The sequence below is a fragment of the Psychrobacter sp. LFX-11D genome (assembly GCF_904846475.1).
GTDB classification, from domain to species: Bacteria; Pseudomonadota; Gammaproteobacteria; order Pseudomonadales; family Moraxellaceae; genus Psychrobacter; species Psychrobacter cryohalolentis.
This window is the reverse complement of record NZ_CAJHAV010000002.1, coordinates 18,521-45,356: the sequence shown is the minus strand read 5'-3', so window position 1 is coordinate 45,356 and position 26,836 is coordinate 18,521. Positions and strand designations below refer to the sequence as shown.

Annotated in this window: 25 protein-coding genes; 17 read left to right on the top strand and 8 right to left on the bottom strand. The window is 41.3% G+C overall.

Annotation, left to right across the window (positions count from 1 at the left end; genetic code table 11):
- Positions 1-76: 76 nt before the first annotated feature.
- Positions 77-694, bottom strand: coding sequence for an L-threonylcarbamoyladenylate synthase (locus tag JMX75_RS01715; RefSeq protein ID WP_201530694.1), 618 nt, complete (start codon positions 692-694; stop codon positions 77-79).
- A gap of 212 nt (positions 695-906) precedes the next feature.
- Complete coding sequence (locus JMX75_RS01710) at positions 907-1,710, bottom strand: elongation factor P hydroxylase (RefSeq protein WP_201530693.1); 804 nt, start codon at positions 1,708-1,710, stop codon at positions 907-909.
- 174 nt (positions 1,711-1,884) lie between these two features.
- On the opposite strand from JMX75_RS01710, the gene JMX75_RS01705 reads away from it, so the two are divergent.
- From JMX75_RS01705 to lysM, 6 genes are all read left to right on the top strand, one after another.
- Positions 1,885-2,478, top strand: coding sequence for a YceD family protein (locus JMX75_RS01705; protein WP_201530692.1), 594 nt, complete (start codon positions 1,885-1,887; stop codon positions 2,476-2,478).
- A 321-nt stretch (positions 2,479-2,799) separates the two neighbouring features.
- On the top strand, positions 2,800-2,982 hold the full coding sequence (gene rpmF / locus JMX75_RS01700; protein WP_011512869.1) for a 50S ribosomal protein L32: 183 nt from the start codon (positions 2,800-2,802) through the stop codon (positions 2,980-2,982).
- Positions 2,983-3,508: 526 nt separating this feature from the next.
- Positions 3,509-4,477, top strand: a complete 969-nt coding sequence (gene fabD / locus JMX75_RS01695; RefSeq protein ID WP_201530691.1) for an ACP S-malonyltransferase — start codon at positions 3,509-3,511, stop codon at positions 4,475-4,477.
- Complete coding sequence (gene fabG / locus JMX75_RS01690) at positions 4,468-5,202, top strand: 3-oxoacyl-ACP reductase FabG (RefSeq protein WP_226939375.1); 735 nt, start codon at positions 4,468-4,470, stop codon at positions 5,200-5,202. Before fabD ends, fabG begins: the two co-directional genes overlap by 10 nt.
- A gap of 313 nt (positions 5,203-5,515) precedes the next feature.
- Positions 5,516-5,752: an acyl carrier protein gene (gene acpP / locus JMX75_RS01685; RefSeq protein WP_011279816.1), complete on the top strand. Its 237-nt coding sequence runs from the start codon at positions 5,516-5,518 to the stop codon at positions 5,750-5,752.
- A 288-nt stretch (positions 5,753-6,040) separates the two neighbouring features.
- Positions 6,041-6,547, top strand: a complete 507-nt coding sequence (gene lysM / locus JMX75_RS01680) for a peptidoglycan-binding protein LysM (protein WP_011512872.1) — start codon at positions 6,041-6,043, stop codon at positions 6,545-6,547.
- Positions 6,548-6,681: 134 nt separating this feature from the next.
- Here the strand turns inward: lysM and queG are convergent, their stop codons facing one another.
- Positions 6,682-7,899, bottom strand: a complete 1,218-nt coding sequence (gene queG, locus JMX75_RS01675; RefSeq protein WP_201530690.1) for a tRNA epoxyqueuosine(34) reductase QueG — start codon at positions 7,897-7,899, stop codon at positions 6,682-6,684.
- Positions 7,900-8,121: 222 nt separating this feature from the next.
- On the opposite strand from queG, the gene JMX75_RS01670 reads away from it, so the two are divergent.
- Positions 8,122-9,882, top strand: a complete 1,761-nt coding sequence (locus tag JMX75_RS01670; RefSeq protein ID WP_201530689.1) for an NAD(P)H-hydrate dehydratase — start codon at positions 8,122-8,124, stop codon at positions 9,880-9,882.
- A gap of 48 nt (positions 9,883-9,930) precedes the next feature.
- Here JMX75_RS01670 and JMX75_RS01665 read toward each other — a convergent pair whose 3' ends face one another.
- Positions 9,931-10,419: a DUF4124 domain-containing protein gene (locus JMX75_RS01665; protein WP_201530688.1), complete on the bottom strand. Its 489-nt coding sequence runs from the start codon at positions 10,417-10,419 to the stop codon at positions 9,931-9,933.
- 889 nt (positions 10,420-11,308) lie between these two features.
- Here JMX75_RS01665 and JMX75_RS01660 point away from each other — a divergent pair.
- The 7 genes from JMX75_RS01660 (at position 11,309) to JMX75_RS01630 (ending at position 18,392) form a co-directional block, all read left to right on the top strand.
- Entirely contained in the window at positions 11,309-13,021 is a 1,713-nt protein-coding gene (locus JMX75_RS01660; RefSeq protein ID WP_011512876.1) for an acetolactate synthase 3 large subunit, read from the top strand.
- Positions 13,021-13,518 (top strand): acetolactate synthase small subunit, encoded by a 498-nt coding sequence (gene ilvN / locus JMX75_RS01655; protein WP_011512877.1) that lies wholly within the window; start codon positions 13,021-13,023, stop codon positions 13,516-13,518. Before JMX75_RS01660 ends, ilvN begins: the two co-directional genes overlap by 1 nt.
- 152 nt (positions 13,519-13,670) lie before the next feature.
- Complete coding sequence (ilvC, locus tag JMX75_RS01650) at positions 13,671-14,687, top strand: ketol-acid reductoisomerase (RefSeq protein ID WP_201530687.1); 1,017 nt, start codon at positions 13,671-13,673, stop codon at positions 14,685-14,687.
- Positions 14,688-14,974: 287 nt separating this feature from the next.
- Complete coding sequence (locus JMX75_RS01645) at positions 14,975-15,400, top strand: hypothetical protein (RefSeq protein ID WP_201530686.1); 426 nt, start codon at positions 14,975-14,977, stop codon at positions 15,398-15,400.
- Positions 15,401-15,776: 376 nt separating this feature from the next.
- The gene (locus JMX75_RS01640) at positions 15,777-15,989 is read left to right on the top strand and encodes a cold-shock protein (RefSeq protein ID WP_010196799.1); all 213 of its coding nucleotides are present in this window, start codon (positions 15,777-15,779) and stop codon (positions 15,987-15,989) included.
- Between the two features lie 589 nt (positions 15,990-16,578).
- On the top strand, positions 16,579-17,328 hold the full coding sequence (locus JMX75_RS01635) for an electron transfer flavoprotein subunit beta/FixA family protein (protein ID WP_011512880.1): 750 nt from the start codon (positions 16,579-16,581) through the stop codon (positions 17,326-17,328).
- Between the two features lie 131 nt (positions 17,329-17,459).
- Positions 17,460-18,392 (top strand): electron transfer flavoprotein subunit alpha/FixB family protein, encoded by a 933-nt coding sequence (locus JMX75_RS01630; protein WP_011512881.1) that lies wholly within the window; start codon positions 17,460-17,462, stop codon positions 18,390-18,392.
- 102 nt (positions 18,393-18,494) lie between these two features.
- On the opposite strand, the gene JMX75_RS01625 is transcribed toward JMX75_RS01630, so the two are convergent.
- Together JMX75_RS01625 and JMX75_RS01620 are read right to left on the bottom strand one after the other, a co-directional pair.
- Entirely contained in the window at positions 18,495-19,289 is a 795-nt protein-coding gene (locus JMX75_RS01625; protein WP_149409893.1) for a TrmH family RNA methyltransferase, read from the bottom strand.
- Positions 19,290-19,387: 98 nt separating this feature from the next.
- Positions 19,388-20,371: a class 1 fructose-bisphosphatase gene (locus JMX75_RS01620; protein ID WP_201530685.1), complete on the bottom strand. Its 984-nt coding sequence runs from the start codon at positions 20,369-20,371 to the stop codon at positions 19,388-19,390.
- Between the two features lie 404 nt (positions 20,372-20,775).
- Here JMX75_RS01620 and JMX75_RS01615 point away from each other — a divergent pair, with 404 nt between their 5' ends.
- The 3 genes from JMX75_RS01615 (at position 20,776) to JMX75_RS01605 (ending at position 23,677) form a co-directional block, all read left to right on the top strand.
- Positions 20,776-21,849: an aspartate carbamoyltransferase catalytic subunit gene (locus tag JMX75_RS01615; RefSeq protein WP_201530684.1), complete on the top strand. Its 1,074-nt coding sequence runs from the start codon at positions 20,776-20,778 to the stop codon at positions 21,847-21,849.
- Between the two features lie 90 nt (positions 21,850-21,939).
- Positions 21,940-23,121 (top strand): dihydroorotase, encoded by a 1,182-nt coding sequence (locus JMX75_RS01610; protein WP_201530683.1) that lies wholly within the window; start codon positions 21,940-21,942, stop codon positions 23,119-23,121.
- On the top strand, positions 23,114-23,677 hold the full coding sequence (locus JMX75_RS01605) for a DUF2127 domain-containing protein (RefSeq protein WP_201530682.1): 564 nt from the start codon (positions 23,114-23,116) through the stop codon (positions 23,675-23,677). Before JMX75_RS01610 ends, JMX75_RS01605 begins: the two co-directional genes overlap by 8 nt.
- 92 nt (positions 23,678-23,769) lie before the next feature.
- Here JMX75_RS01605 and JMX75_RS01600 read toward each other — a convergent pair whose 3' ends face one another.
- Both JMX75_RS01600 and JMX75_RS01595 read right to left on the bottom strand, forming a co-directional pair.
- Entirely contained in the window at positions 23,770-25,044 is a 1,275-nt protein-coding gene (locus JMX75_RS01600; protein WP_201530681.1) for a cation:proton antiporter, read from the bottom strand.
- A 34-nt stretch (positions 25,045-25,078) separates the two neighbouring features.
- On the bottom strand, positions 25,079-26,701 hold the full coding sequence (locus JMX75_RS01595; RefSeq protein WP_227673026.1) for a DUF2254 domain-containing protein: 1,623 nt from the start codon (positions 26,699-26,701) through the stop codon (positions 25,079-25,081).
- Between the last annotated feature and the right edge of the window lie 135 nt (positions 26,702-26,836).

Genomic DNA, 26,836 nt, shown 5'->3' with positions numbered 1-26,836 from the left:
TGGAGCTTTTTTTCGTTTAAATTTTTGTATGATCGTTAGGGAAGTGCATATTTACTCAATTGCAGTAAATATCTATCTACAGCAATGAGTTCACATCAGCAGCACCTTGCCGAATGATTTCTGGCTGGCTACTGGTCATATCGACGATGGTCGTGAGTTTGGTGGTTTTAATGCCAGCATTAATGAGCCCATCTATCTTATTGCCTAATAATTCTTCGATCTCGAAAGGGTCATCTAATATATCATCACGATTCGGTAGTATTAATGAGCTGGTCAAAATAGGTTCATCCATCGCTTCTAATAAAGCTTGGGCAATAGCATTACTTGGAACACGAATACCAATGGTTTTTTTCTTTGCATGTGCCAGCTTCTTAGGGACATCTTTAGTCGCGTTTAAAATAAAGGTAATCGGTGCTGGTGTATGCGCTTTGAGCTGTTTAAATTGGACATTGTCTACTGCAGCATAATTCGCAATCTCACTTAGATCACGGCAAAGTAGGGTGAATTGATGTTTATCATCAAGTGCGCGTATTTGTTTTAGTTTCTCCAAGGCATCTTTTGCGCCCAAGCGACAGCCGAAAGCGTAACTGGTATCAGTCGGATAAATAATCAATTGATCTTTACGTAATAAATCTGCTACTTGCTCAATCAGCCGTGGCTGTGGATTTTCTGGATGAATATAAAATACTTGCATAATAATTCCTTATTTTATAATTATTAGAATTTGATTGATGAACTTTGCTTTTTGTACTAAAGATTAAAATACGGCTTTATCAAGTAGTATAGCGTAAAGTAAATATAAGTTTATGGGCAAGGCGTTAACGTGAGTATAAAATCGTTAACAATAGCCAGTCGTGTAATGAGTTTTGATGACGATAATAAAAAATCTTACATTGTAGGTTTTAGCTAAGATACGGCGCAGATAGTGAGTAAAGCTTGTAGCAAGGTTTTAGCATCAGATGGTAAGGTATCTGGTTTAGTAATATATGCTTGAACTTGTTGATAAACATCTTGAGCAAAAGTACTACCACTGGTATCAAAATCTGCAGATAAATTATCTTGTGATACTTGAAAAGGTCGTCCACAAGCTAACGTAAACAAACACTCTATAGCTTGTGGCTTAACCTCAACACGTTCAAATGCCTGTTGTTGAGCCGGTGAGCGTCCGTCAGGTGCATACCAGTAGCCAAAGTCAGGTAGTTGTCTACGTCGTTCACCTGCCATACAAAAATGGCTGATTTCATGCAATGCACTAGCAAAAAATCCATGAGCAAACTCAATTCTTGCGGGTTGATTGTTCTGGGCAGGAAAGTATTCGGGCTCGCCAGTGCTACGAACCAAGATAACCTGTTTGCTGATAAATAAATGATTAAATAGATTAATAAGCCAATCAGTCAGTGCTTGCTCAATACCTTCAAACGATAATTCATTTTGAAAATTAAGATCGGTTAAACTGTTTTGAATAAATTCGCATACTTTGATAGGCTCAATGATCTTGATCTCTTTAGCAGAATGAATCAAATAGTTATTAGCCAAATATTGCCACTGTAATGCCAGTTTTTTTAATGAGGAATCTGCCTCAAGATTGATACTGTGTTCAGTAAGATTTGTTTTCTGACTTTGCAATTCATTCAAACGGTGTAATAAATTTTTGGCATCAATAGTAGATAATGAATTGGAAAAATCAGGAGAAAAGGTAGGCGATATCATAAATAAAACTTTAACCAAGTAAAGGATGATAGAGCAGGATGTCCTATCTCTTTAGGTAAACAATGACAAGGAAATTGCCAAAAAATATTAACATACTAGCGCTAGCGCAACAGGGCGCTTTCCGTTAGTATGGCAGGCAATATTATACACCGTTTTTGATCAATGAGGCCGCGTATGTCAAGCACCCAAGATAACAAGCCGTCAGCGCTTCATGCTAGTAAAGTACAAGTGCCTACGTCAACCAGCATGCCTGATAACATCTCTTTAAATAAGTGGGAAGACACTGGCTTTGAATGGGCAGGTGAAGAAGCTCCCAGCTCTTTTGAGCGTCTTGCGACTATTTTAGCTAGCGAGCATGAACAATCAAATATTGTGCTAAATACCACTCTGTATCGTCGCAACAATGTACTGCATTTGGCTTTCACATTGACTGGTGAAGTCTGGCTGACTTGCCAGCGCTGTCTGCAGCCGATTGCTATTGATTTGAGTGATGAGTATGATATTGCGCTTCTTGATAATGAAAGCCAAATACGCCTAGTTAATGAAGAGCAAGATTATTTATTGTTAGACGAAATTGTCACTGAGCAATCGCCAGAGCGACTATTACCATTCAAAAAATTGGTAGAAGATGAAATTTTGCTCAAAACGCCAATGGCGCCAAAGCATGATGACTGTGAAATGAGTGTTGAGCAGTTTGGTGAAATACCTGAAGAAGAAGAAACTGAAAATCCTTTTGCTGCTTTAGCATCTTTGAAAGGTAACTTATAACGCTATAAACGGCATTGATAAAAGATATGTTCTATTATATTTTTGCCAGCTTTATGCAGAAGAGTGAAAAGCAGGGCTTTATTAATCCGTTGAACATGCGTATAATGTCCCGTTTATTGCATTCTAGCAATCTGCCATTGGCAGAGAGAAGCTAACCTTGCAGACTAACTATAGATTTTAGACGTAATCAACACTTTAATACGTGGCAATCTATTTAACTAATGATGCGTAAGACTTAGGTTGTTGTGATTATATAGCCTCTGTCAGTGTCGATTAAAGCTGAATTTCAAGCTTATCCCTTTTAAGTATAGGAGCTATATCATGGCCGTTCAAAAAAGTCGTAAAAGTCGTTCACGTCGTGACATGCGCCGTTCACATCATCGCATGGAAATCGCTGAAATAAGCGTTGATGCTACTACTGGTGAAAAACATCGTCGTCATCACATGACCAAAGATGGTTTTTATCGTGGTCGTCAGTTGTTTAAAGTAAGTCAAGACGCTTAATTTATTGTTATTTGATGGCTGCTAAAGATGATGATGGTTTTTATGACTGTCGATGTTCTTTATCAGGCTATTATTCAGCAATTGGTTTGAGCTAATGAAAGCCAAGTTATTTCGCTATCATATATTATGTGGCTAGATAACTTGGCTTTTTGCTATGGGTTTTTTAGTAATAGTTTTCATTATTAGTTTTTAATACTGTTTATTGACTGTTTATTGACTGTTTATTGACTGTTTATTGACCGCTAGCTGTTGACGGCCGTTTTAACGCATCAGTTATGAAGAATTAGCTATTCTAGCTATCTAGTATAAGTCACATCATAGGATTTATCGAAGCGAGATAAATAATTAACTTTTTAGCAGCTTTGTTAATTACTGATGTCAGTGTATAGTTTCATAAGAGTATGCTGTCTTAAAGGACTAGTGACAGTAACGGCTCTATAAAATTAATATCCTATTATAGTCTTTAACTCTACGATTAGCCCCATTCACGCTAGGGGTGTTTCCAATCAAATAAGGAATATTGGTTATGGGCTCTGTACCCGATATGATAAAAAAACAACCAACCCGTATTGCAATACTGTTTCCTGGGCAAGGCTCACAAGTAGTCGGTATGACAAGCGAGCTTGCTGATACCTATCCTGAAATTCTTGAAACCTTTACTGAAGCAAGTGTGGCATTAGGCGAAGATTTGTGGGCAATCTGTCAAGATGAAGAAAAACTTAATCAAACGCAATATACACAGCCTGCGTTATTGACCGCTAGTATCGCTATTTGGCGCATCTTACAACAAAAAATAAAGGATAAGCCTTGTTACCTAGCTGGTCATTCCCTTGGCGAATATAGCGCCCTTTGCGCAGCTAACGTGCTGTCACTTGCTGATGCCGTGAAACTGGTACATAAGCGTGGTCAATTGATGCAAGACGCTGTAGTGGGTATTGATACGGCTATGGCAGCAGTACTAGGTTTGGAAGATCACCGAGTCGAAAATTTGTGTGAGCAAGCAACTGAGCATGTAGATGATGCGATTGTTGGTGCAGCAAATTTTAATAGCCCAGGGCAAGTTGTGGTTTCTGGTAATGCTGCAGGCGTTAATGCAGTCATTGATAAAGTACAAAATACTGGCAAAAAAGCCATTCCATTAAAGGTAAGTGTGCCGTCACACTGTGCTTTAATGGAGCCGGCCAGTAAAGCGTTGGCAGCAGAACTTGCCGCAATTAAGTTTGATCAAGCAACGATTCCTGTGATTCAAAATCGTCATGCACGTGTTGAAACCAGTGCGGCAGGTATCAAAGAGGCATTAACCGAACAACTAAGTCAGCCAGTACTATGGTCAAAAACCATGCAAGAGCTGGCAGATAAACAAATTAACATTTTAATTGAGTGTGGTAGTGGTAACGTCTTGAGTAATTTGGCGAAGCGTCAAGCGCATCCAATTATGAGCTATCCGACTGACAAGCCCGCTCGTCTAGATAAATTGCTGGAGGTATTATCATGAGCCGTACGATCACATTAGTCACAGGCGCAAGCCGCGGTATCGGCAAAGCCGTCGCCAAACGCTTTGCTAAAGAAGGACATTTCGTCATCGGGACAGCCACCACCGAAAAAGGTGCTGCACAAATTGATGACTATCTAAATGATAGTGGCGGTATTGGTCGTGTTTTAGATGTACGCGATACTGCGCAGATTGACAAGCTATTTGAAGAGATAGAAAGCGTCTATGGTGCTGTTCAAGTATTGGTAAATAATGCTGGTATCACTCAAGATGGCTTATTGATGCGTATGAAAGATGAAGATTGGGACAATGTCATAGATACCAATTTAACCTCTGTTTATCGTATGAGCAAACGTGCTATCCGTGGCATGATGAAAGCACGCCGTGGTCGTATTATCAACATCACCTCTGTGGTTGCCCAAATGGGTAATGCAGGTCAATCTAACTATGCGGCGACTAAAGCTGGCGTCGAAGGTTTTAGCCGTACGCTAGCGCGCGAAATTGGCTCACGTCAAGTTACCATTAATTGTGTGGCGCCAGGTTTGATTGAAACCGATATGACGGACGAGCTTGATGAGCGTTTATTGAACTCAATGTTAGATGCTGTACCTATCAGCCGTCTTGGTCAGCCAGAGGATATCGCTGCTGCTGTACTGTTTTTAGCAAGCGATGAAGCCAGTTATATCACAGGTGCTGTTTTGCCGGTCAATGGCGGCATGTATATGTAGCAGTTTGCTGTCGGATTTTTCCTACATGCGATAGCAATTAGTGCTGAATCCCAAGCGTTACATACTTATAATAAAAAACTGTGTGAACGAGTGTAAACTATAATAAAGGGTGCTATAATGTCGAATACTTTTAAGTCAAAGCCATGTATGATAGCAAGGCTTTACTAGATATTAGTACAGAATGTATAACTTGTTATAGTACACTCAGATGGCTATATGGATCTGATAATCCCATTTATATACAATGCTATAGTGGCTAACCACGTGATTATAGTAGTTTGTCAAAATAATAGATCAAAAAGGAGAAATCTACATGAGTAATGATACCGAGCAAAGAGTTAAAGCTGCCGTAGCTGAGCAACTAGGTATGAATGTTGAAGACATCAACAACGATGCTTCATTTATGGAAGACTTAGGCGCTGATTCACTGGATTTAGTTGAGTTGGTTATGTCATTTGAAAGCGATTTTGGCATCACAATTCCTGACGAAGATTCAGCAGAATTAACGACTGTTCAAAAAGCAATCGACTACGTACAAGCACAGCTATAATTAGCGACTTGCTCAATAAGTTCGATATGACCGCTTATCTTGATAGATAGGCGGTTTTTTTATGTTTATCATTTCTCTTTATTGTTATTACACTTATAACAACTGATTTAATATTAGCGTTAACATTGGCTACGCCAAATCAACATTACTCAACATACTCTTACTATTTATCGCTCATGGCTTTGCTTATACTCATAATGGTAAGCAAAAAAGGGTGATAACCGATATGCGTTATCATCGAAACAACAATGATGCATAATAATTAATAATATTTTAAGGAGCAGTTATATGGGTATGTTCAGTTTTGCAAAAGACATTGGTGATAAAATCTTTAATCGTGATGACGCCAAGCATGACGCTAAAGTAGAAACCAAAGCAGACGCTAATACACCAGTACAGAGTACTGAGCCTTCAGCGCAATCAGTAGCCAATATTTTACTTCGTCGTATTCAGCAGCAAAATCTAAATATTAGTGATTTAAAGATTAAGTATAATGGGTCAACCGATACTGCAGAAATTAGCGGTAAAGCTAAGACTCAAGCTGATCGCGAAAAAGCTATTATTGCCATCGGTAATGTACAAAACGTGGCTAAAGTCATTGATAATATCGATATTGAAGAGCAGTCACCTGAGTCGACTATGTACACTGTAAAATCTGGTGATAGCTTATCTAAAATTGCAAAAGATGTTTATGGTTCAACTGGTGATTATATGAAGATATTTGAAGCCAATAAGCCGATGTTGTCTGACCCAGACAAGATTTATCCTGGTCAAGTACTACGTATTCCTAAATAGTTATCATTTTTTAAGTCGTTATAAGTATCGAAACACTCATAGTATTTTGGATACTTAGAATATGGCTGTATAAAGACACCTCAAAATATGAGGTGTTTTTTTATGTATAAAATATAGAGTTAAAAATTAGGCTTCTAATTATTAATAAGTAAGATATCCAATTTATGACGCTGTTCAGCGATCGCCCAATCTATATGTTCGTCAAGCATAGTGTTATGTAGCCCCAGTTTTGCTTGTAATGCTTCGATGATTTCTTGATTACCAGTGGCATTGCCAAGACCGATAGCGATATTACGCAGAAAATTCACATAACCGGTGCGTCTAAGTGGGCTACCTTCGGTCTTTTTCATAAACTCTGCTTCTTGCCATTGCCACAATTCCAGCAAACTGCTGCTATCAAGGCGATGCCTTGGCGCAAAATCCTCTACGGGCGTCAGATTGGCATAACGGTTCCATGGGCAAATCAGCTGACAATCATCACAGCCAAAGATACGATTACCAATAGCGCGGCGGTATTTTTCATCGATAATACCGTCATGTTCAATCGTAAGATAAGAGATGCAAGCTGACGCATTAAGCTCATAAGGGGCGACAATGGCTTGAGTGGGACAGATATCAATACAGGCGCTGCAACTGCCGCAATGCTCTTTAACTGGCTCATCGTCAGGTAGTTCAAGGCTCATAAACAGCTCTCCGAGCACAAAGAACGAGCCGGCTTGTTTGTTTATGAGTAATGTATGCTTGCCAGTCCAGCCAAGACCCGCAGCATCAGCAATCGGTCGCTCAAAGATAGGAGCTGAGTCACTAAAAGGTCTAAAAATAAAATCTGTGTCAGCGCCAATATCTAGATGTCGCCATTCAGGAAGCATCGCCTCGATTTTTAACGCCAGCTGCTTAAGGCGACTGCGCATGGTTTTATGATAGTCGCGCCCTCTTGCATAGCGAGCAATGATACCTTGGTTAGGATAATTATTGTCAGTCACAGTACGTGGTGTTGGGGTTTGAGTGAGATAATCCATACGCACACTAATAATGGTTTTTGCGCCTTCTACCAGTTGCTCAGGGTGTGCACGCAGATGATGATTGCTGTGCATAAACTGTAATTGTGCTTCATAGCCTTTGGCCAACCACTGCTTTAACTGTTCAGTCTGCTTAACAAACAAAGGGTGATGTACCGATAAAAAGCCGCAATCTGCAAACCCTAACGATTGCGCTGTCTCTTTAATCCAGTGTTTAATATCTGCTGTAGTAGTAAAATCATGCGTATTATTGATAGCAATCTTTTTAGCAGTGACGCTAGTAGGTAATGATGGCATCTGCGTTTGAGAGTTTGTTTGAGATTTATTGCTCATATCTGACGATCAATGATAATGTGAATATGGATATGATAAGCCAGTGAGCGAAGAGCGCAAGTATCAAAGTGAATAAATCCATATAAATATAGATTTATATAGATTAAACCTAATTAATTGACCTTAAAGTCAATAGCAGCAAATACATACATCAATTTTGGTTTGTACTGATAATAAGTCAGAAGCTTAGCCAAATCTTATAAGAATAATCGAGGGTTAGTCATGCCAACGTCAAATGAATTGTCATCGAAAACTACCATGCCTATCGCTCTATATAGCAGCAAGCAGCTCTATGCGATGGAACAAGCATGGTTTGCACAAGGCAATAACAGCTTTGCTCTAATGCAACAAGCGGCTTGGCAAATGGTGAAGCATATTGAGATACTTTATGAAGAAAAATGTTTGAATGAGCAATTAGCAAAGCAGGGCATTGCCTCTCGTCCTGTTAATCGTCCGTGCCGTGTCAGTGTTTGGGTCGGAAAAGGTAATAATGGTGGCGATGGGTGGCTTGTTGCGTATTATTTACAGCAGAGAGGCTGGCAAGTACAAATCATTACGGTTGGCTTTGAGAAACAAGATTTTGTTATAAAAGATAATATAGAAAGTTTTAATGAAGATAGTAAAAATCCAATTGCTGATGCGACAAAGGCGTTACAGCTGGCACTATCTGCTGATTGTAAATATCGATGTTTTGAAAATATCGATGATAGAAGCATGAGCGCTTTGCCGGCGGATGTTTATATCGATGCGATATTTGGTATTGGATTCAATCGTGCAGCGAGCGATATTTATCAGCAAGCAATTTGCGCTTTTAACAAAGCAGCAGAGCATGCTAAAGCATTGGTCATCGCGGTTGATATCTCAAGTGGCTTGGTTGCCTCTACTGGTCAGGTATTTGAGCGTGTTGCGATAGCCGCAGATGTGACCTTATGTCTGATCGCACGTAAATTTGGTCTGCATACCAAAGCCGGGCTCGATTATAGCGGCGCCGTGATTGATATACCGCTGATACCCCATCTAGCAAATGATAACGCGCTTATTCCTATCGCCACCCTTATTAATTCGCCTTATCGATTAAAGCCACGCCGACAAAACAGCCATAAAGGCAGCTATGGGCATGTATTAATCATTGGCGGCAATCGTATTGATAACTCACAAGGCATGGGCGGAGCAGCCATATTATCGGCATCGAGCGCGATGGCGACGGGCAGTGGTAAAATAACAGTTGCCTGCCATAAGGCTTACCATGGGGCGTTATTAACCTCGCTAGCAGATGCAATGAGCATGGATTTGCATGATACCAAAGGAGTAAAACGCCTAATTAAAGAGGCCAGTGTGGTTGCTATTGGTATGGGCCTAGGGCGTGATGAAAAAGCAAAATTGCTATTTACTGAATATCTGCAGACTGCGGTAGCAGCAGGTAAGCCCGTAATCATTGATGCTGACGGTCTCTATCATTTGGCATCATTGCATCGGGAAAACCATATGCTGATAGCCGAGCTAAAAACACATAGTAAAAATTATCAAGTGTGTTTAACGCCACATAGTGGGGAAGCTGCTAGATTATTGAATAAAAAGGTAAATGAGATAGAAAATGATAGATTGGCTGCAATAACAGAGTGCGCAGCAATTTATGGCGGTGATTGGGTGTTAAAGGGAGCAGGGTCGTTAATTCTGGAGCAGCAATCAGCGCAACCGCATGTTTATGTGTGCGGTGTGGGCAATGCTGGCATGGCGACCGCTGGTATGGGTGATGTACTTACAGGTGTCATTACTGGACTATGGGCACAGGATGATTTAAAACATGAACTACGCAGTTTGCACCAAGCAGTCGTTATCCATGGATTAGCAGGCGATGTTTTAGTCAACCAGACGAGAAATAACGATGATAATTTATTATTGGTGGGGCAGCGAGGTCTGCAAGCTCAAGATATGCCAGCAGCTATCCGTCATGTGATGCATCTCATAACAGATAGCCTTTAACGATTTAATGTCACCTCAGCTAAATGTGTTTAAACACCAAATTGAAGATTAGCCACAATACTGGGTAATGGCTTGTTGAACACGTTCACGCTTAAGCTCAATCTCACGACCATCTAGATATTGACGTTTGCCATTGGCATCCATCTCATAAATACGTCCGCCCACATTTAGATTGGTTAAATTATTGCGTAACGATTGACAACGCTGGGCATTCGCTTGGGCTTCTTGCTCTTTGATGCGTGCTTCTAATTGGGCAACGCGCTGTTCTTCTGCGCTTTGCGGCGCACTTTGATAGGCTTCGGTTTTACCTGCCAGCTGTCCAGCATTGCTCTGTCTACCGTCACTACGAAACTCGATAACTTCGATATTCCTACCATTTTGCGGCGCATATTGGCTGTACTTGACTTCGCCATGTGCGCCAATAGATTTGTATACCTGAATGGCATGAGTGGCGCTCATTGGTAGTATGAACATACACGCAGTGCTGACACTGATAAGTAGTTTGGTAGCAGTGCTTATCGTAGACGCTTGTGCCATAGTAACAGCCCTCTTAATGGGTAAAAAATACAGCTATCGTTCAGTTAAGCATAAGGGTTAATAGAATCGATAACAATATAAATACATAATGGCTTGATTCTAGCAAATAATACTTATGAATGTACATTGTTTAATAACCAATAGTTGGGGATAGGGTTTAGAAGTTTTTCTTGACAATAGCTCACAAACCATCGAATATAATAGCAGTTGATTGGTCAGTGAGCGGCTTTTATGATATTGCCGTGGCACTTGAAAATAAGGACTACGGGTTGCTTATCGGTAGCTTGCTTAGCCTTATTATCTTTGTGACAATGATATAAAATAAATAGCGCTTGTAATAATGCTATTCAAATCTATATTTATTGTCTCCGGACTTATCTGTCTACAATGACTAAGATAAACTTATTATTACTGTGTCTCGTAAGATTTTGCTGTTGTAAAAATAGAGTGTCATGTGTGTTTTTAACATCTCCTCATCAAACAGGTTATAAGATTTCGTAATCATATAACATGATATAAGCTATAAAATATAAGCTTTGAGATTTGTTCTATCATTCTGTATCCGTCTATTTGTCATTAGCGCAACCTTGTATGCACTACAAATAATAAGCTTCTTTTATAGATGCACTCGCATCTTGTCACTGTATATCGATAAAACCCTGTCGCAAAGCTGACCTTAAATATATTGCTATGTTTGAGTAATATGCTGTCCTATAACACAGCGTAACTTAGACGTAGCGGGCACATATTCTTGCCACAAAAAAAGGTGACGACAGTGACGCAAACCACGCAAAGTCCGAATATGACTGGACATACCCAAACGGGTCATGCTGCCAAGAATTTCCCTGAAAAGCAGCAACGCCTTGCCGAAGGAAGCAATGAGCCTGTCATGCTATCTGGTGCTGAGATGTTGGTGCAAGCACTAACGGATGAGGGCGTCAAATACATTTTTGGTTATCCAGGCGGTGCGGTCCTTCATATCTATGACGCCTTATTTCAACAAGACAATGTTGAGCATATTCTGGTACGTCATGAACAAGCCGCAGGTCACATGGCAGATGCTTATTCACGAGTAACTGGCAACACGGGTGTGGTGCTAGCGACTTCAGGTCCTGGTGCGACCAATACAGTGACAGCTATTGCCACTGCTTTTATGGATTCTGTACCGATGGTGATCATCGCAGGTCAGGTGCCTAGTAGTCTGATCGGTGAAGATGCTTTCCAAGAAACCGATATGATTGGTGTATCACGCCCAATCGTGAAGCATAGCTTTCAAGTTCGCCATGCTAGCGAAATCCCAATGATTGTCAAAAAAGCCTTTTATATTGCCCAGTCTGGACGTCCGGGTCCTGTTGTCATCGATGTGCCAAAAGACATGACTGCGCCTAGCGAAAAATTTGCTTATGAATATCCAAAAGAGGTATTTATACGCTCATATCAGCCGTCATTAAAAGGTCATAGTGGTCAAATCAAAAAGGCGGTTGAAACCTTACTTGCGGCTAAGCGCCCGATTATTTACTCTGGTGGCGGTGTAGTTTTAGGTAATGCCTATAAAGAATTAACGGCGCTTGCTCATCGTTTAAACCTACCAGTCACCAATACCTTAATGGGTTTGGGTGCTTTCCCTGGCTCTGATGAGCAGTTCTTGGGTATGCTTGGTATGCATGGCACTTATGAAGCCAATATGACCATGCATCATTCTGACGTTATATTGGCAGTTGGGGCACGCTTTGATGATCGCGTGACCAATAACGTCAAAAAATTCTGTCCAAATGCGACGATTATTCATATTGATATTGACCCAACCTCTATCTCAAAAACGATCTTTGCTCATATTCCTATCGTTGGCGATGTGAAATCAGTGCTTACTGACATGATAGACATTATTGGCGAAGATAAAGAGTTAGACCAACCGGCGTTGTTGGATTGGTGGTCACAGATTAATGAGTGGCGCAAGCGTCATGGTTTGCGCTATGACACCAGTACCGATAATGGTATTAAGCCACAAGCGGTCGTTCAAGCTTTAGATAAAGTGACTAATAGTAATGCGATTATCACGAGTGACGTGGGTCAACATCAGATGTTTGCCGCGCTTTACTATACCTATAATGAGCCACGTCAATGGCTGAACTCAGGTGGTCTTGGTACTATGGGCGTTGGCTTGCCGTATGCGATGGCAGCCAAACTTGCTAATCCTGAGCGTGATGTGGTTTGTATTACTGGCGAAGGCTCTATTCAGATGAATATCCAAGAACTGTCTACCTGTTTGCAGTATGATTTGCCAGTTAAAATCCTAAACTTGAATAATGCACAGTTGGGTATGGTAAAACAGTGGCAAGACATGCTGTATGAAGGTCGTCACGCACATTCTTACATGAATTCTTTACCAGACTTTGTCAAGCTTGCTGAAAGCTATGGTCACGTCGGTATCAAGATTACTGATCCTGCGACCATGGAAGCACAATTGGCTGAAGCCATGGCAATAAAAGACAGGTTGGTATTTATCGATGTTTACGTCGATCGTAATGAGCATGTATATCCGATGCAAATCGCTGGGCAAACGATGCGTGATATGTGGTTAACAAAAGGGGAGCGTACCTAATGCAACAACAACATCTGATTTCGGTATTGATGGAAAACGAAGCGGGTTCGTTGTCGCGTTTAGTCGGCTTGTTCTCACAACGTGGCTACAATATCGAAACGCTAAACGTCGCCCCTACTGATGATCCAAGTATTTCACGTCTGACAGTAACGACAATCACGTCACCTGAAAAGATAGAACAAATCACCAAGCAATTGCATAAATTGATCGAAGTGGTTAAAGTGCTTAATCTCTCAGATACCGTACACGTCGAACGTGAGCTGATGCTAATAAAAGTACGTGCGACGGGCGGTGTACGTGAAGAGATCAAACGCAGTGCCGATATTTTTCGTGCACAGATCGTTGACGTCAATGCCAACTTATATACGATTCAAATCGTCGGCGATAAAGCTAAGCTCGATGGTTTTATTGATGTTATTGGTCGCGAACGTATCATGGAAGTAGTGCGTTCAGGCGTCATTGGTATTGCTCGTGGTGACAAAACGCTAAGCCTATAATCAGCGTTTATGATCTTCAAAATACAGTATTTCAAACTTATTTATTCAACATCAACATAGCGCTTATCTCACCAATCACTTCGATAAGGTGACTATAATTTAAGTGTTTATTTATCCATGGTACGCCATGATTTAGGAAAAGGACTCTGTTTATGAACGTTTATTATGATAAAGATTGTGATCTATCAATCGTACAAGGTAAAAAAGTTGCCATTATTGGTTATGGTTCACAAGGTCATGCGCACGCGCTTAACCTACAAGATTCAAACGTCGATGTGACGGTTGGTCTACGTGCTAACTCTGGCTCATGGAAGAAAGCAGAAAATGCTGGCTTAAAAGTTGCTGAAGTAGAAGAGGCGGTAAAAGCTGCTGACATCATCATGATTTTGACGCCTGATGAATTCCAAAAAGAGCTTTATAATGACGTGATTGAGCCAAACATCAAGCAGGGCGCGACACTAGCCTTTGCTCATGGTTTTGCGATTCATTACAACCAAGTCGTTCCACGTAGCGATCTTGATGTCATCATGGTGGCACCAAAAGCACCAGGTCATACCGTTCGTTCAGAATTCGCCAAAGGCGGTGGTATCCCAGATCTTATCGCTATCTATCAAGATGCGTCAGGTCAAGCCAAGCAATTAGCATTATCTTATGCTGCTGGTGTTGGTGGTGGACGTTCAGGTATTATCGAAACGACCTTTAAAGATGAAACTGAAACTGACCTATTTGGTGAGCAAGCGGTTCTTTGTGGTGGCGCAGTAGAGCTAGTAAAAATGGGCTTTGAAACCTTAACTGAAGCTGGCTATGCACCAGAAATGGCTTACTTTGAGTGCTTACATGAGCTAAAGCTTATTGTCGACTTGATGTATGAAGGCGGTATCGCTGACATGAACTACTCAATCAGTAATAACGCTGAATATGGCGAATATGTGACTGGTCCTGAAGTCATTAATGAGCAATCACGTGAAGCCATGCGTAATGCGCTAAAACGCATCCAATCTGGCGAATACGCAAAAATGTTCATCAGTGAAGGCGCAACCAACTATCCATCAATGACGGCTCGTCGTCGTAACAATGCAGAGCATCAAATCGAAATCACGGGCGCTAAGCTACGTGGTATGATGCCTTGGATCGGCGGCAATAAAATCATCGATAAAGACAAAAACTAATTTGCTATTGATGAATTAGTAAAGAAATCAGTCTAAAGAAGCCCATGTTATCAGTGATAGCATGGGCTTCTTATTTTTAGTAGGCGGTGTTTTATAAAATATTTTTATCATCGCCAGTCTGTGTTGGTTGAAAATCTGACTTCGCTGCCTAATATAGGCAAGCATTATCATATCTATTAACGGCTTAGTCGGTTAAATAGGTATCTCTATTTTTATCCTTGTTATTTTTATTCTTGCAATATAAATGCCAAGGATTCTTTTATTCTATAGATTATAGGTTGTCTGTTGTGCAAATATCTTATCCTGATTGGCTAACACCGCAATTCATATACGTTACTCTGAGCGCTGTCGTTGCCGTTTTGATTTGGATCGAAGGGGAGATGCTCAAAAAAACTGGTGGCAAACTACCTAACTCTAAGTTCTTTCAAATCAGCTCAATTCTAGATACCTCATGGTTTTTCATCTCAGTAGTGATGTTATATACGATTGATTTGACACCACTAGCCGTTGCTGTACCAGCGGCTTACGGTCTTTATACGACCTTTGGCTGGATCTATGGCGCACGTTTATTGAAGCGTAAAGGCATTCCTGACTCTCCGAAAGACTTGGTCATACCTGCTAAATATATCGCTTATAGTCAGTCATTTTCGCTGATATTTTTTGCGCTATGTTTATTGGTATTGAGCTCACCGTGGTTGCCGATTGCTGTATAGTTTTTTTCAATATAGTAGCAAATATAATTCTTATCATTGTTATTTGTCGAAAGCGATATCTAAGTCCTTTGTAAATCTCGAAAGGTAAGTGGTAAAAAAGCATTCTATATCAACATATTAAGTCTCAAGTAGTTAATAGTAATAGTTATTTAAAATTGACTTGAATAGGTTACAAAAATCATCAATTTAAGCTGTTGCGCTTAAAAAAAGCTGTTATAATCAGCTTGTACTCAAAGGATTTCGGGTAAAAATATTAAGATCTCTATTAGAGGTTTCAATGATTTTACCCACGCATTCTGCAAGAAAAACTTAGGTATATATCAATTAATCGGTGATGACACACGTCTCGCCAACAGTTAAAGAGTTAGGAAAATTTATGTCAGATAAAGTTGAAGGCACTGTAAAGTGGTTTAATGAAGCTAAAGGTTTTGGTTTTATCGCGCAAGACAACGGCGGACAAGACGTATTCGCTCACTACAGCGCTATCCAAGGCGGTGGTTTCAAAACTCTAGCCGAAGGCCAAAAAGTGTCTTTCATCTTAGGTGATGGCAAGAAAGGCCCACAAGCTGAGCAAATCGAAGCTATCTAATCTCATTTGACATTGAGTAAGCTGTTCTTCAGCGCGCTTAATGACAGTAAGATTATCAATATGCATTGATGCCTTTGTTTGTTAAAACAATAAAAATACTGTTTAGACTTTAAAAAAGAGCAACCTCTGATCAGGTTGCTTTTTTTATGATCTTTTTTTGATTCAATTCTTATAATAACGAGATGGTATTGGTTTATATTAACAGTTATAAACGACTTAGATAGCTTGTAGAAATCAGAAAAGAATAAGAATAATGATAAGAAAATGGTGTGACTAGGCGCTTATAAACTGTTTATTGTAGAATGGTGACAAATTTATGACGCATTATTCACGGCGTTGTCTTGACCTTAAGGCTGAGCTCACGCAAGATACATAGGTCTGATAATAACGGTTGGCTTAGCTTTGGCAGATTTTATAGATAGAGAGTGTGATGCCAGTATATTGTTTATGGTCTGATATTTTTTATTACATTATAGATGCTGACGCAGCAATCAACCTTGAGTACTATTTCGAACGACGATTTTAAAAAAATGAACCTTTGGTTCTTAACTGGCAATTTTAATTCATAACATTAATAAACGAGGAACGTATGAAAGCATTAGTAGCGGTCAAGCGTGTCATTGATTACAACGTAAAAGTTCGTGTAAAAGCTGATAATTCTGGCGTAGATTTATCTAACACTAAAATGTCAATCAACCCTTTTGATGAAATTGCAGTAGAAGAAGCGGTTCGTCTTAAAGAAGCGGGTGTGATTGATGAAATCATCGTTGCCTCAATTGGTCCAAAAGAGTCACAAGAGCAGATTCGTGCCGCTTTAGCACTGGGTGCTGATCGTGGTATCTTGGTAGTAACTGATGCAAAACCTTATCCTCTACAAATCGCTAAAATCCTGAAAAATATCGCTGAATCTGAAGCTACCGATATCATTCTACTAGGTAAACAAGCGATTGATGATGATAATAACCAAACGGGTCAAATGCTAGCGGCATTGATGGGTATCGGTCAGGGTACATTTGCATCAGAAGTAAAGGTTGAAGGCGATAAAGTTAATGTAACGCGTGAAATCGATGGTGGTTTGCAAACGGTTGCGCTTGATTTGCCAGCGGTTATTACCACTGATTTACGTTTGAATGAGCCACGTTATGCAAAATTGCCTAACATCATGAAAGCGAAGAAAAAGCAGCTTGATGAAAAAACACCTGCTGATTTTGGTGTTGATATGGCATCTAAGCAAGAAATCATTAAAGTTGTACCACCTGCTGAGCGTAAAGCTGGTATCAAAGTGGGTTCAGTTGATGAGTTGGTCGATAAGCTAAGAAACGAAGCAAAAGTCATTTAATACTTTGCTAGTGCCTATCTACTGCAAAGCCATGACGTCCTAAATAAGTTTTATTGAACTTGGACATAATAGGGCTTTGTGTACCAACAACCTCATGAATAGATGATACGAATAAATAAAGGACAAAAACAATGGCAATTTTGGTATATGCAGAACACGACAATGCCAGTCTAAAAAAGGCAACTTTGAATACGATCGCTGCTGCTCAGCAAATTGGCGGTGATATTCATGTATTGATCGCTGGTAGTGGTGCGCAAGCAGCAGCTGACGAAGCAGCAAAAGCAGCAGGCGTTAGCAAAGTATTGCTAGCCGACAACGCAGCTTATGAGCATCAATTGGCAGGTAACTTAGCGCTATTGGTCGCTGATATTGCTGGTGAGTACAGTCATATTCTTGCACCTGCTACAACAACTGGTAAAAACTTCCTACCACGCGTTGCCGCATTACTTGATGTCAGCATGTTATCAGAAATCTCTGCTGTGGTAGATGCACAAACGTTTGAGCGTCCTATCTATGCTGGTAACGCGACTGCAACGGTTAAGACGACAGAAGATAAAGTGGTATTAACCGTACGTACCACTGCTTTTGATCCAGTAGCAAGTGAAGGTGGTTCAGCCGCTGTTGAAACTCTTGACAATGTACAAGAGCTTGGCAAATCAAGCTTTGTTAATGAAGAGATGGCTAAGTCTGACCGTCCAGAATTGACGTCAGCCAGCATCGTGGTTTCTGGTGGTCGTGCCCTAGCAAATGGTGAAAACTTCACTAAATATATCGAGCCATTGGCTGATAAACTTGGCGCTGCTGTTGGTGCATCACGTGCCGCTGTCGACGCAGGCTATGTACCAAACGATATGCAGGTTGGTCAAACGGGTAAAATCGTTGCACCAGACTTATATATCGCAGCTGGTATTTCAGGCGCTATTCAGCATTTAGCGGGTATGAAAGATTCTAAAGTCATCGTTGCTATCAACAATGACCCAGAATCACCTATCGCTAGCGTTGCCGATTACTTCTTAGAAGCTGATTTATTTGCAGCTTTACCTGAACTGACCAGTAAAATCTAAGTACTTGTTAGTGAAAGTTGAATACAAAAAACCCGCTGTCATTGATTGCGGGTTTTTTTATATTCAACTTAAAAATCGTCTTGCTGATTCAGTTAAATGATATTAGCTATAACTTCTTTGACGCAAGGTCTCATACAAACATAGCGAGCCTGCAATCGCAACATTGAGGCTTTCTTGCCCATTGGGCTGTGGTAGAGCGATAGGGGTTGCGCACTGCATCAGCTCGTCACAAACCCCTTGACCTTCATGTCCCATAATCCAAGCGATTGGTTTTTTTAAATCATGCTGATAGATGACGGTATCAGTGTGCGAGCTGGTGGCAAATAGAGGGGTTTGCACATGGTCTAAAACTTCTTGTACACTTAATCCCTCATATATATTTAGGGCAAACTGGGCACCCATTCCTGCCCGTAATGTTTTTGGTGACCAAGCTTGCGCAGTAGCGCTGGTGCAAAGTATGTTTTTGATTCCAACAGCTGCTGCGGTACGCAGTAATGTGCCGACATTACCACTATCTTGAACGTCATTGAGAATCAAGCAGTCATCATGAATCATAGATAGGCTAGGGGTTGGCATCTTAATCACTGCCATAATATCAATCCCAGTACCTAAGCTACGAATACTTTCATAAAGCGCATCCGACAAGGTTAAGATAGGCGTATAAGTGGGCAAGCGAGTGAGAACTTGCTGCACCTCAGGATGGTGGTGTGCAGACTCTGCTAGCAATATTTGCACAAATGGATAATCACTACGAAGGGCAGCATCAATAAGATGAATACCTTCAATGACAGTTTGTCCATGTTTGTTACGTTGGCGAGCTTGCGTCAATAACGCCTTTACTAGCTTGACCGTTGTATTCTTATCTGAGGTAATAAGCTCGGTGGGGTTTGCTACCATAATAGATCGCTTAGAGAAAAAGTATAAAATATAGACAGCGCCTATAAAATGATGAGTGATATGGCTTTATAGGTGCTGTCAAAATGTTCTTGATTAGCTTACTTATCACTGTAGTTTAAATGCAACTCTTTAATATAGTCGACTTCATTTTTACTGCCAAGCACTACAGGCACGCGTTGATGAATGTCAATCGGCTCTATATCTAAAATGCGATTGACTGCATCCGTTGCCCCGCCGCTAGCACGTTCAATTAATAAACTCATGGGATTGGCTTCATACATGAGACGTAATTTGCCTGCTTTATTGGCGTATTTGGTATCAAAGGGATATGTGAATAAACCACCGCGGCATAGAATGCGATGAACATCACCAACCATAGCGGCAACCCAGCGCGTATTAAAATCGCGACCACGTACGCCTGTCTCGCCAGCGATAAGCTCATCGATATATTGCTGCATTGGCGCGCGCCAATAACGGTAGTTTGAGGCATTGATAGCATATTCGCTAGTATCGGCATCGATGGTGACATTTTCTTCTATCAATACATAGTCATTGGTATCTGGATCTAGGCTAAACATGACTACATTATCTGTGATGGTCAGCGTGAGAACGGTAGACGTGCCATATAGTAAGTAACCGGCTGCTAGCTGCTGATTACCCGCTTGTAAAAAGTCGCTATTTTCACTAACTTGACCTTGACGCTGGTACGGTAAAATCGAGAATATGGTGCCGACAGCCATATTGATGTCGATATTAGACGAGCCATCGAGTGGGTCAAACAAGACCAATAAACTGCCATCAACATTGGCAGGAGTAGCGTCATCAAGCTCTTCTGAAGCAACACCAGCACAATGGCTGTTTTGTGCCAATGCATCTAATAATAAATCGTTGGCCAATACATCTAACTTCTTCTGGTCTTCACCTTGCACGTTTTGATTACCCGCTTCACCAAGGATGTCTGCTAAAGCGCCTTTTCTTAAGAGCTGTGAGATGGTCTTGCCGACGTCAGTAACGGTAGTGATAACGTCATTGAGGGCAGGAGTGGTGGCATTAGTGTTCAAGTACTGTGCTAAGGTTGTCATAGTGTTTCCTAATGAATAATTCTGATAAAGAGTGGTATAAGCTAAGTAAGGAATGCGTGTTTAAGAATTGATTACGTTATATTGATATGAGAGATATTGTTAAATACTGACTAAGGCGTCTTTGTCCTGACCTGAAAATCAGCTACACTAACACTATTATTATTCAATTATGGTTTAAGAGGCTGTCTTTTGATACGGTTGCCAAATGATGTGCTGCTATTCTCTAAAATGAGAGCCGCATCTATTTTAGTATTGTCTATATCACTGCGGTAAATTGTAGCAAATAAGCAGCAAAATGTCCTTGTCTGTATGCATGTCTGCCGTATTATCGAGTCAAAACCGTTAAAAAAACGAATGATAACTTATTATAAAATCATACAAACCCTTAATGAAGACGTGTCCTTATGTCAAATTCTATCGATAGCCAATCACTACCTACCGTCTCGCCGACAGACTACGCAAGATTTGATCCTGATACGATTCATGAAAAACTTGATGCGTCATTGAGTCGTCCGCAGCTCAATACTGATGGTAGTATTCGTCATTTTTTAGGTATCGAAGGTCTTGATAAAGCCCAGCTGCAGGCGATTATCGCTAAAGCTGAGTCATTTTTTGATGATAAGGGACAGCTGATTAACCGTCCTGAGCTTGAAGGCTATACGGTGATGAATCTGTTTTTTGAGCCATCGACGCGCACGCGTACCACGTTTGAAGTAGCAGAAAAACGTTTAGGTGCTAATGTATTAAATATCGATATCGAACGCTCTAGTACCAAGAAGGGAGAGAGCTTACGCGATACGTTATGGAATCTGCAAGCGATGACGGCAGATATCTTTGTGGTACGTCATTCAGCATCAGGTGCGGCACATTTTATGGCGACTGAAGTGACGCCAGATATTGCCATTATCAATGGTGGTGATGGCTGGCATGCGCATCCAACGCAAGGCATGCTTGATATGCTGACTATTCACCGTGAGGCGCCGCGTCCTTTTGAAGAGCTGTCGGTTGCAATCGTTGGCGATATCAAACACTCGCGAGTAGCACGCTCTGACATCAGTGCGCTACAAACATTGGGTGTAAAAGACATTCGCGTCTGCGCACCTCGTACGTTATTACCAAAAGGGATTGAGCGTTTTGGTGTGCAAGTATATGAGAATATGAATGAATGCGTGACGGACTGTGATGTCATTATGGGCTTGAGAATTCAAAATGAGCGTATTGGCTCTCCACTATTGGCATCATCGAGTGAATACTATAAGCACTATGGTATTACTCCTGAGCGCGTGGCACTGGCTAAGCCTGATGCTCTAGTTATGCACCCAGGACCGATGAACCGCGGTGTTGAGATTGCCTCAAGCGTTGCCGATGGTGCGCAATCTGTAATTTTAAAACAGGTTAATAACGGCATTGCTATTCGTATGGCGGTACTGTCGCTTGCGATGGAAGGTCAGCGCGCGCATCAAGCGACTGGTCATTAATATTTAGCTCGCCTGTTTTATTCTTATTTATTCCATTTTATTGATACGGTAATAACGCTCATGGTTCACATTACGAATTCAGATGTTCATATGCACGACTTACTTCCAAAAGTATTTAAAGAATCACTGTCACAAATCGCCACTGCTCAGTTAGCAAAGCTGACGAGCGAGCGCGAGACATGGATATTACCACCGCTGGTGGATTTGTGCGCCCGCTTACGTGAGCCGGGTCAACAGCAGCATGGCACGTTAGAGTCAGAAGGGCGTGCAGCACGTGGTAATGGTTTTTTGCATGTGGTGATTCCCCCTGATACCAATCCTATTTTAGAGAACGGTTCATTGTTAAAAGGCTTACGTGAGCGTGCGCTCGATGATGGCGGCATCTATTTGCATATTTTGGGCGCGTTGACTGCTGGCTTAGAAGGTGAACGTCCGTCTAATATTGCAGGACTTAAAAAAGGCGGCTGTATTGCCGTCTCCAATGCTCGCAGACCCTTTCAAAACGACTTAGTGCTCTTACGTACACTTGAGTATGCGGCGACGTTTGGCATGAAGGTATTCTTTTATCCTGATGAGCCTAGTCTATCTGGTGATGGCGTTGCACATGAAGGCTATATCGCTTCTTATCATGGTCTGCAGGGTATTCCTTGGATTGCAGAAACCGTCGCTTTATCAACGCAGTTACTTATGGTGGAAGAAACGGGCATAGCTGCTCACTTTAGCCAATTATCTTGTAAGTCGTCAATTGAGCTGATGCGCTGGGCGAAAGATAAAGGTTTACCAGTTACTTGTGACGTGGCAATGCATCAGTTGTATTTAACCGATGATAATCTGGAAGGCTTTAATGCTCAAGCATATGTATTACCCCCTTTGCGTAGTAATACTGATCAGCAAGCGATTCGCCGTGGTCTAAAAGATGGCACAATTGATGCAATTTGTAGTCATCATGAGCCATTAAACAGTACCGCGAAGAAAGCTCCATTTGCTGAAAGTACGCCCGGTATCTCAAATTTTGATACCTTTATGGCGCTGGCGTGCCAGTTAGTAAAAGATGAGGTGTTAACACTTGAGCAGCTAGTTGATAAAATCTGTCTAAACCCTGCAAAAATTGCGGGTATTAGCGAGCAATATGAGACTATCGGTGGCGCAGTACTGGTTGATCCCAATCTTGAATGGCAGGTGACTAGCGAATCCATGTTATCAAACGGCAAAAATACGCCATTCTTTAACCAAACACTGCAAGGGCGCGTTGTGGAGACTTTCTTTGGCTAATTTGCCTAGGCAGGATGATAGTCTAGAGTCTTCGTCAGAGGGCAATTCATCAAAAGATAACCATCCGTCTTCAGACCCACGACACAATGAGCCTCGCACGACGTCAAGCGAATCTATCAAAGCAGTAGCAATCTATGAAGTCGTAAAGGGTATTGGCGCACTACTAGGTGCATTGGCTTTATCGTCGTGGCATACCGACCTTGAGCATTGGCTCATTACGGCGACGGCTTCTTGGCAACAAGTATTTGGTCAGTTATTAGCGCCACAAGTTGACAGTGCGGTGCGTATTGCACAGATGGCAAGCAAAAACTGGTCGGTATTCTTATTATTGATTTTTGCTTATGCCAGTTTGCGTTTTGTCGAGGCATATGGCTTATGGCAAGATAAAACATGGGCTTACTGGTTTGGGGTACTGGGTTATGGAATATTTATTCCTATTGAACTCTACTATTTGATTGTGAGTCCGTTTGATTGGTTCAAACTTACCATATTGGTGTCGAATATTATTATTGTGATTGTGGTTTATCGTAATATGAAACGAAAGGGTTTAATCTAATCAGGTTTCCTTAGGCTCAAATGATAATTTAGAAAGCCAGCTTAAGATATTTATCTTAAACTGGCTTTTTTATAAATAACGTAATCTAAGATTTATATGTTGGCTGTTTTTTCATCAGTACGAATGCTTTTGGCGACCTTGCCTACACTTAACCCTTGTATCAGTATAGAGAATATAACCACTGCATAAGTTAGGGCCAATAGTATATCGCGTTCAGATCCTGTTGGGAGTTGTAATACTAAAGCAACTGAAATACCACCTCGTAGTCCACCCCATGTTAGCACCTTCCAAGCCCCTGCTGGCAAGTCAAGCTGTCGATGAAAGGTTTTGGTGGTCATGCCGACTACAATAAATCGAGCAAGTAAGGCAATCACAATCGTTAAAGCGCCAGCGATAAATAAATTGGCTGAATAAGCAATCATCACCACTTCAAGACCGATTAATACAAATAAAATTGCGTTCAAAATCTCATCGATCAATTCCCAAAACAAATCCACATAATGGCGCGTTTTATCACTCATCGCTAGTGCTCGTCCGCGATTACCAAGCATCAGCCCCATCATTACCATTGCTAGTGGTCCCGATAAATGCCAATGACTGGCCAGCGCATATCCGCCTATGACACCGGCAAGGGTCAGTAGAACCTCTTCTTGATAGCTATCGATGCTTTTGAGCATGTAATATAAAATCGCGCCAAGTACTAAGCCAAAAATAATACCGCCACCAGCCTCGACTGCCAAGGTGTGCACCACATAATTGGCGGTTGGGATATCACCGCTCGATAAAATACCGAGCAGCAGTACAAAGATGACGACGCCGATACCATCGTTAAATAGCGATTCGCCCGCGATGACCGTCTCTATGCTTTTTGGGGCGCCAGCAGAGGCTAAAATACCCATCACTGCAATAGGGTCGGTTGGAGATATCAAAGCGCCAAACAGTAAGCACCATAAAAAAGACAGCTCGAAACCAAACAGCGGCAACATTAGATATAGAGCACCTGCAATCAGCAGCGCTGATACTAAGGTACCTATGAAAGCTAGAATACCAATAGGCAGCTTATAACGTTTTAGATCACCAATATTGACGTGCAAAGCGGCAGCAAATAAAAGCATAGAAAGCATGCCATCAAGTAAGACTTCAGTGAAATCAAGCTGGCCTAATAAACTGACTTCATAATCAATAAGCTGATCAAACCCTAAAAACCCTAAAAATATCGCCCCGATCGACAATAATATCGAGATAACCATTACACCGATAGTTGTGGGTAGGCCAATAAATCGATGGTTAACGTAAGTTAATAGGGCAGTGATAGATAAAAATATCGCGCTAATTTCGAGTATGGTCAGGCTGCTCGTAGGGTCCATAAAAAAGTCTCAAGTGGGTAATAAAAGGTGTCAACTATGCTCTGACTTGTTTCGATTGGGCTTGTAGTGCCTGACGAATATGGGCATCAAAATCACTGACATAATGGAAATAGTGATGCTGGGCGTTTTCACTCATAATAAATTTCTCTGCTTGTTGGCACATTGCGGTCAAATCATCAGCGAGTTGATGGTAATTTAAATTATCCGCGCCGGCACGCTCAATCAATTTTATCTCATGTATGAGCGTTTGCTGCTGCGCCTCATTAACCCTAGCATAATTCAAGTCAATCATTGCCTGACATAGCGCCTTTAATACCATCAAATCTGCTGCCGCATAACGCCGTATCTCACCAAGTGAGCTATCAATAAAATCTGATATTTTAGGGATACGGGTAACAACGGCAAGGATGGCTGACGGCTGATGGCTGATAGTATCTGATGTATCTGTCTCATCTAACGGTTTATAAAAATGATACGGCGTCGGCGGCTGACAGCGCATCATAATGCTCAGACAACTGGTCAGCGATTGAACACAGTTAACCGCTGTTTTTGGGTCATTGATACCTGGTGACAATGCGCGTACGGCAATTTCAGTCATTTGCCCTAAGCTATAAGCAATATCATTAGATTGCGTCAAGCGCTGTTCAAGACGTATACAACCAGCAAAACGTTGCCAAAATAGCCCATCAGGCGAACGTGGCACAAGCGCCAAATGCGGCGTTTTTGTTTTTTGTAGGTTAGTTGGATGGTCTGCCGGACGCTGATAAAAATAGCCAATCACATTTTTATCGGTGACAAAGTGACCGAGACTGCTATTTATTTCTACCACGCCGCCATAATCTTGCGATAGGGTAATGAGCGATTCAAAATAAATCTGCTGCAAATAGCCCGAGTACGGTGGATAAATAGGCGTCGCAGACCAGTGATGAAATTGTTCGATATCATGATGCTCGATATTACGTTGGTGCTCGATATCGCAGCGGTCACTGTACCAATAATGAATGTTTTTAATTGCCTCATTGCTGGCACCTTCAATCACATGCGATGCCTGAATGGCATGTACCATATGCTGTACAAAATAGACCAGTAGAAGGGCACAAATAATCGCCATAATAATGGCAAAGGTCACCGACAATTGCGGCACACCAAAACCAACATCGTATTTATGAATGGCTTTTAACACCAGCAAGCTATAGCTAAATGTACCGATGAACGCGCCCAAAACGAACTGATTGGGCGTATCAGTCAAAAAGTTACGGAGTAATCGGGGTCCAAATTGTGAAGATGCCATTGATAATACTGCAATGGTAATCGAGAAAGTCGTGCCTGCCACGCCAAGTACCGCACCAGCAATAGTGGTCATAATAGCGCGCGCGGCGTCATCATCGCCAGTGAAGGCAAAGGTAATCTCTCTGACCATGTCGCGATCAAAATGCTCATCGATCGTTACAAGGATAGGAGCGAGCAAGATGCCTACCAGCACACAGGCAGTCGGTATAAACCAGTAAGAGCCAATCAGCTGTTGCCACAAATTCGTTAGGCGATCGGGTAAATTGGTAAGCGTTTTTAGCGACCATAACTGAAAAAACTGCCGCAGTCTTTTGAGACTTGACGTTGATAGACGGTTGAATAAGTTGTCTTCAGCATGTTTAGTCAACGTGAGGAGCTCCAAAAATGATCGTAGTATTTCTTTTATTACCAGCAGTTCTATAGAATCAGACTGCTGACAACAAAAGCTCTTAAAAACAAATTACCTGATTCACTGCAAATAATCCATTAAAAACAGGATAAA

Coding starts and splice junctions, on each gene's coding strand:
- JMX75_RS01715 (WP_201530694.1), bottom strand. CDS start 694: ATGCAAGTATTTTATATTCATCCAGAAAATCCACAGCCACGGCTGATT.
- JMX75_RS01710 (WP_201530693.1), bottom strand. CDS start 1,710: ATGATATCGCCTACCTTTTCTCCTGATTTTTCCAATTCATTATCTACT.
- JMX75_RS01705 (WP_201530692.1), top strand. CDS start 1,885: ATGTCAAGCACCCAAGATAACAAGCCGTCAGCGCTTCATGCTAGTAAA.
- rpmF (WP_011512869.1), top strand. CDS start 2,800: ATGGCCGTTCAAAAAAGTCGTAAAAGTCGTTCACGTCGTGACATGCGC.
- fabD (WP_201530691.1), top strand. CDS start 3,509: ATGGGCTCTGTACCCGATATGATAAAAAAACAACCAACCCGTATTGCA.
- acpP (WP_011279816.1), top strand. CDS start 5,516: ATGAGTAATGATACCGAGCAAAGAGTTAAAGCTGCCGTAGCTGAGCAA.
- lysM (WP_011512872.1), top strand. CDS start 6,041: ATGGGTATGTTCAGTTTTGCAAAAGACATTGGTGATAAAATCTTTAAT.
- queG (WP_201530690.1), bottom strand. CDS start 7,899: ATGAGCAATAAATCTCAAACAAACTCTCAAACGCAGATGCCATCATTA.
- JMX75_RS01670 (WP_201530689.1), top strand. CDS start 8,122: ATGCCAACGTCAAATGAATTGTCATCGAAAACTACCATGCCTATCGCT.
- JMX75_RS01665 (WP_201530688.1), bottom strand. CDS start 10,419: ATGGCACAAGCGTCTACGATAAGCACTGCTACCAAACTACTTATCAGT.
- JMX75_RS01660 (WP_011512876.1), top strand. CDS start 11,309: ATGCTATCTGGTGCTGAGATGTTGGTGCAAGCACTAACGGATGAGGGC.
- ilvN (WP_011512877.1), top strand. CDS start 13,021: ATGCAACAACAACATCTGATTTCGGTATTGATGGAAAACGAAGCGGGT.
- ilvC (WP_201530687.1), top strand. CDS start 13,671: ATGAACGTTTATTATGATAAAGATTGTGATCTATCAATCGTACAAGGT.
- JMX75_RS01640 (WP_010196799.1), top strand. CDS start 15,777: ATGTCAGATAAAGTTGAAGGCACTGTAAAGTGGTTTAATGAAGCTAAA.
- JMX75_RS01635 (WP_011512880.1), top strand. CDS start 16,579: ATGAAAGCATTAGTAGCGGTCAAGCGTGTCATTGATTACAACGTAAAA.
- JMX75_RS01630 (WP_011512881.1), top strand. CDS start 17,460: ATGGCAATTTTGGTATATGCAGAACACGACAATGCCAGTCTAAAAAAG.
- JMX75_RS01625 (WP_149409893.1), bottom strand. CDS start 19,289: ATGGTAGCAAACCCCACCGAGCTTATTACCTCAGATAAGAATACAACG.
- JMX75_RS01620 (WP_201530685.1), bottom strand. CDS start 20,371: ATGACAACCTTAGCACAGTACTTGAACACTAATGCCACCACTCCTGCC.
- JMX75_RS01615 (WP_201530684.1), top strand. CDS start 20,776: ATGTCAAATTCTATCGATAGCCAATCACTACCTACCGTCTCGCCGACA.
- JMX75_RS01610 (WP_201530683.1), top strand. CDS start 21,940: ATGCACGACTTACTTCCAAAAGTATTTAAAGAATCACTGTCACAAATC.
- JMX75_RS01600 (WP_201530681.1), bottom strand. CDS start 25,044: ATGGACCCTACGAGCAGCCTGACCATACTCGAAATTAGCGCGATATTT.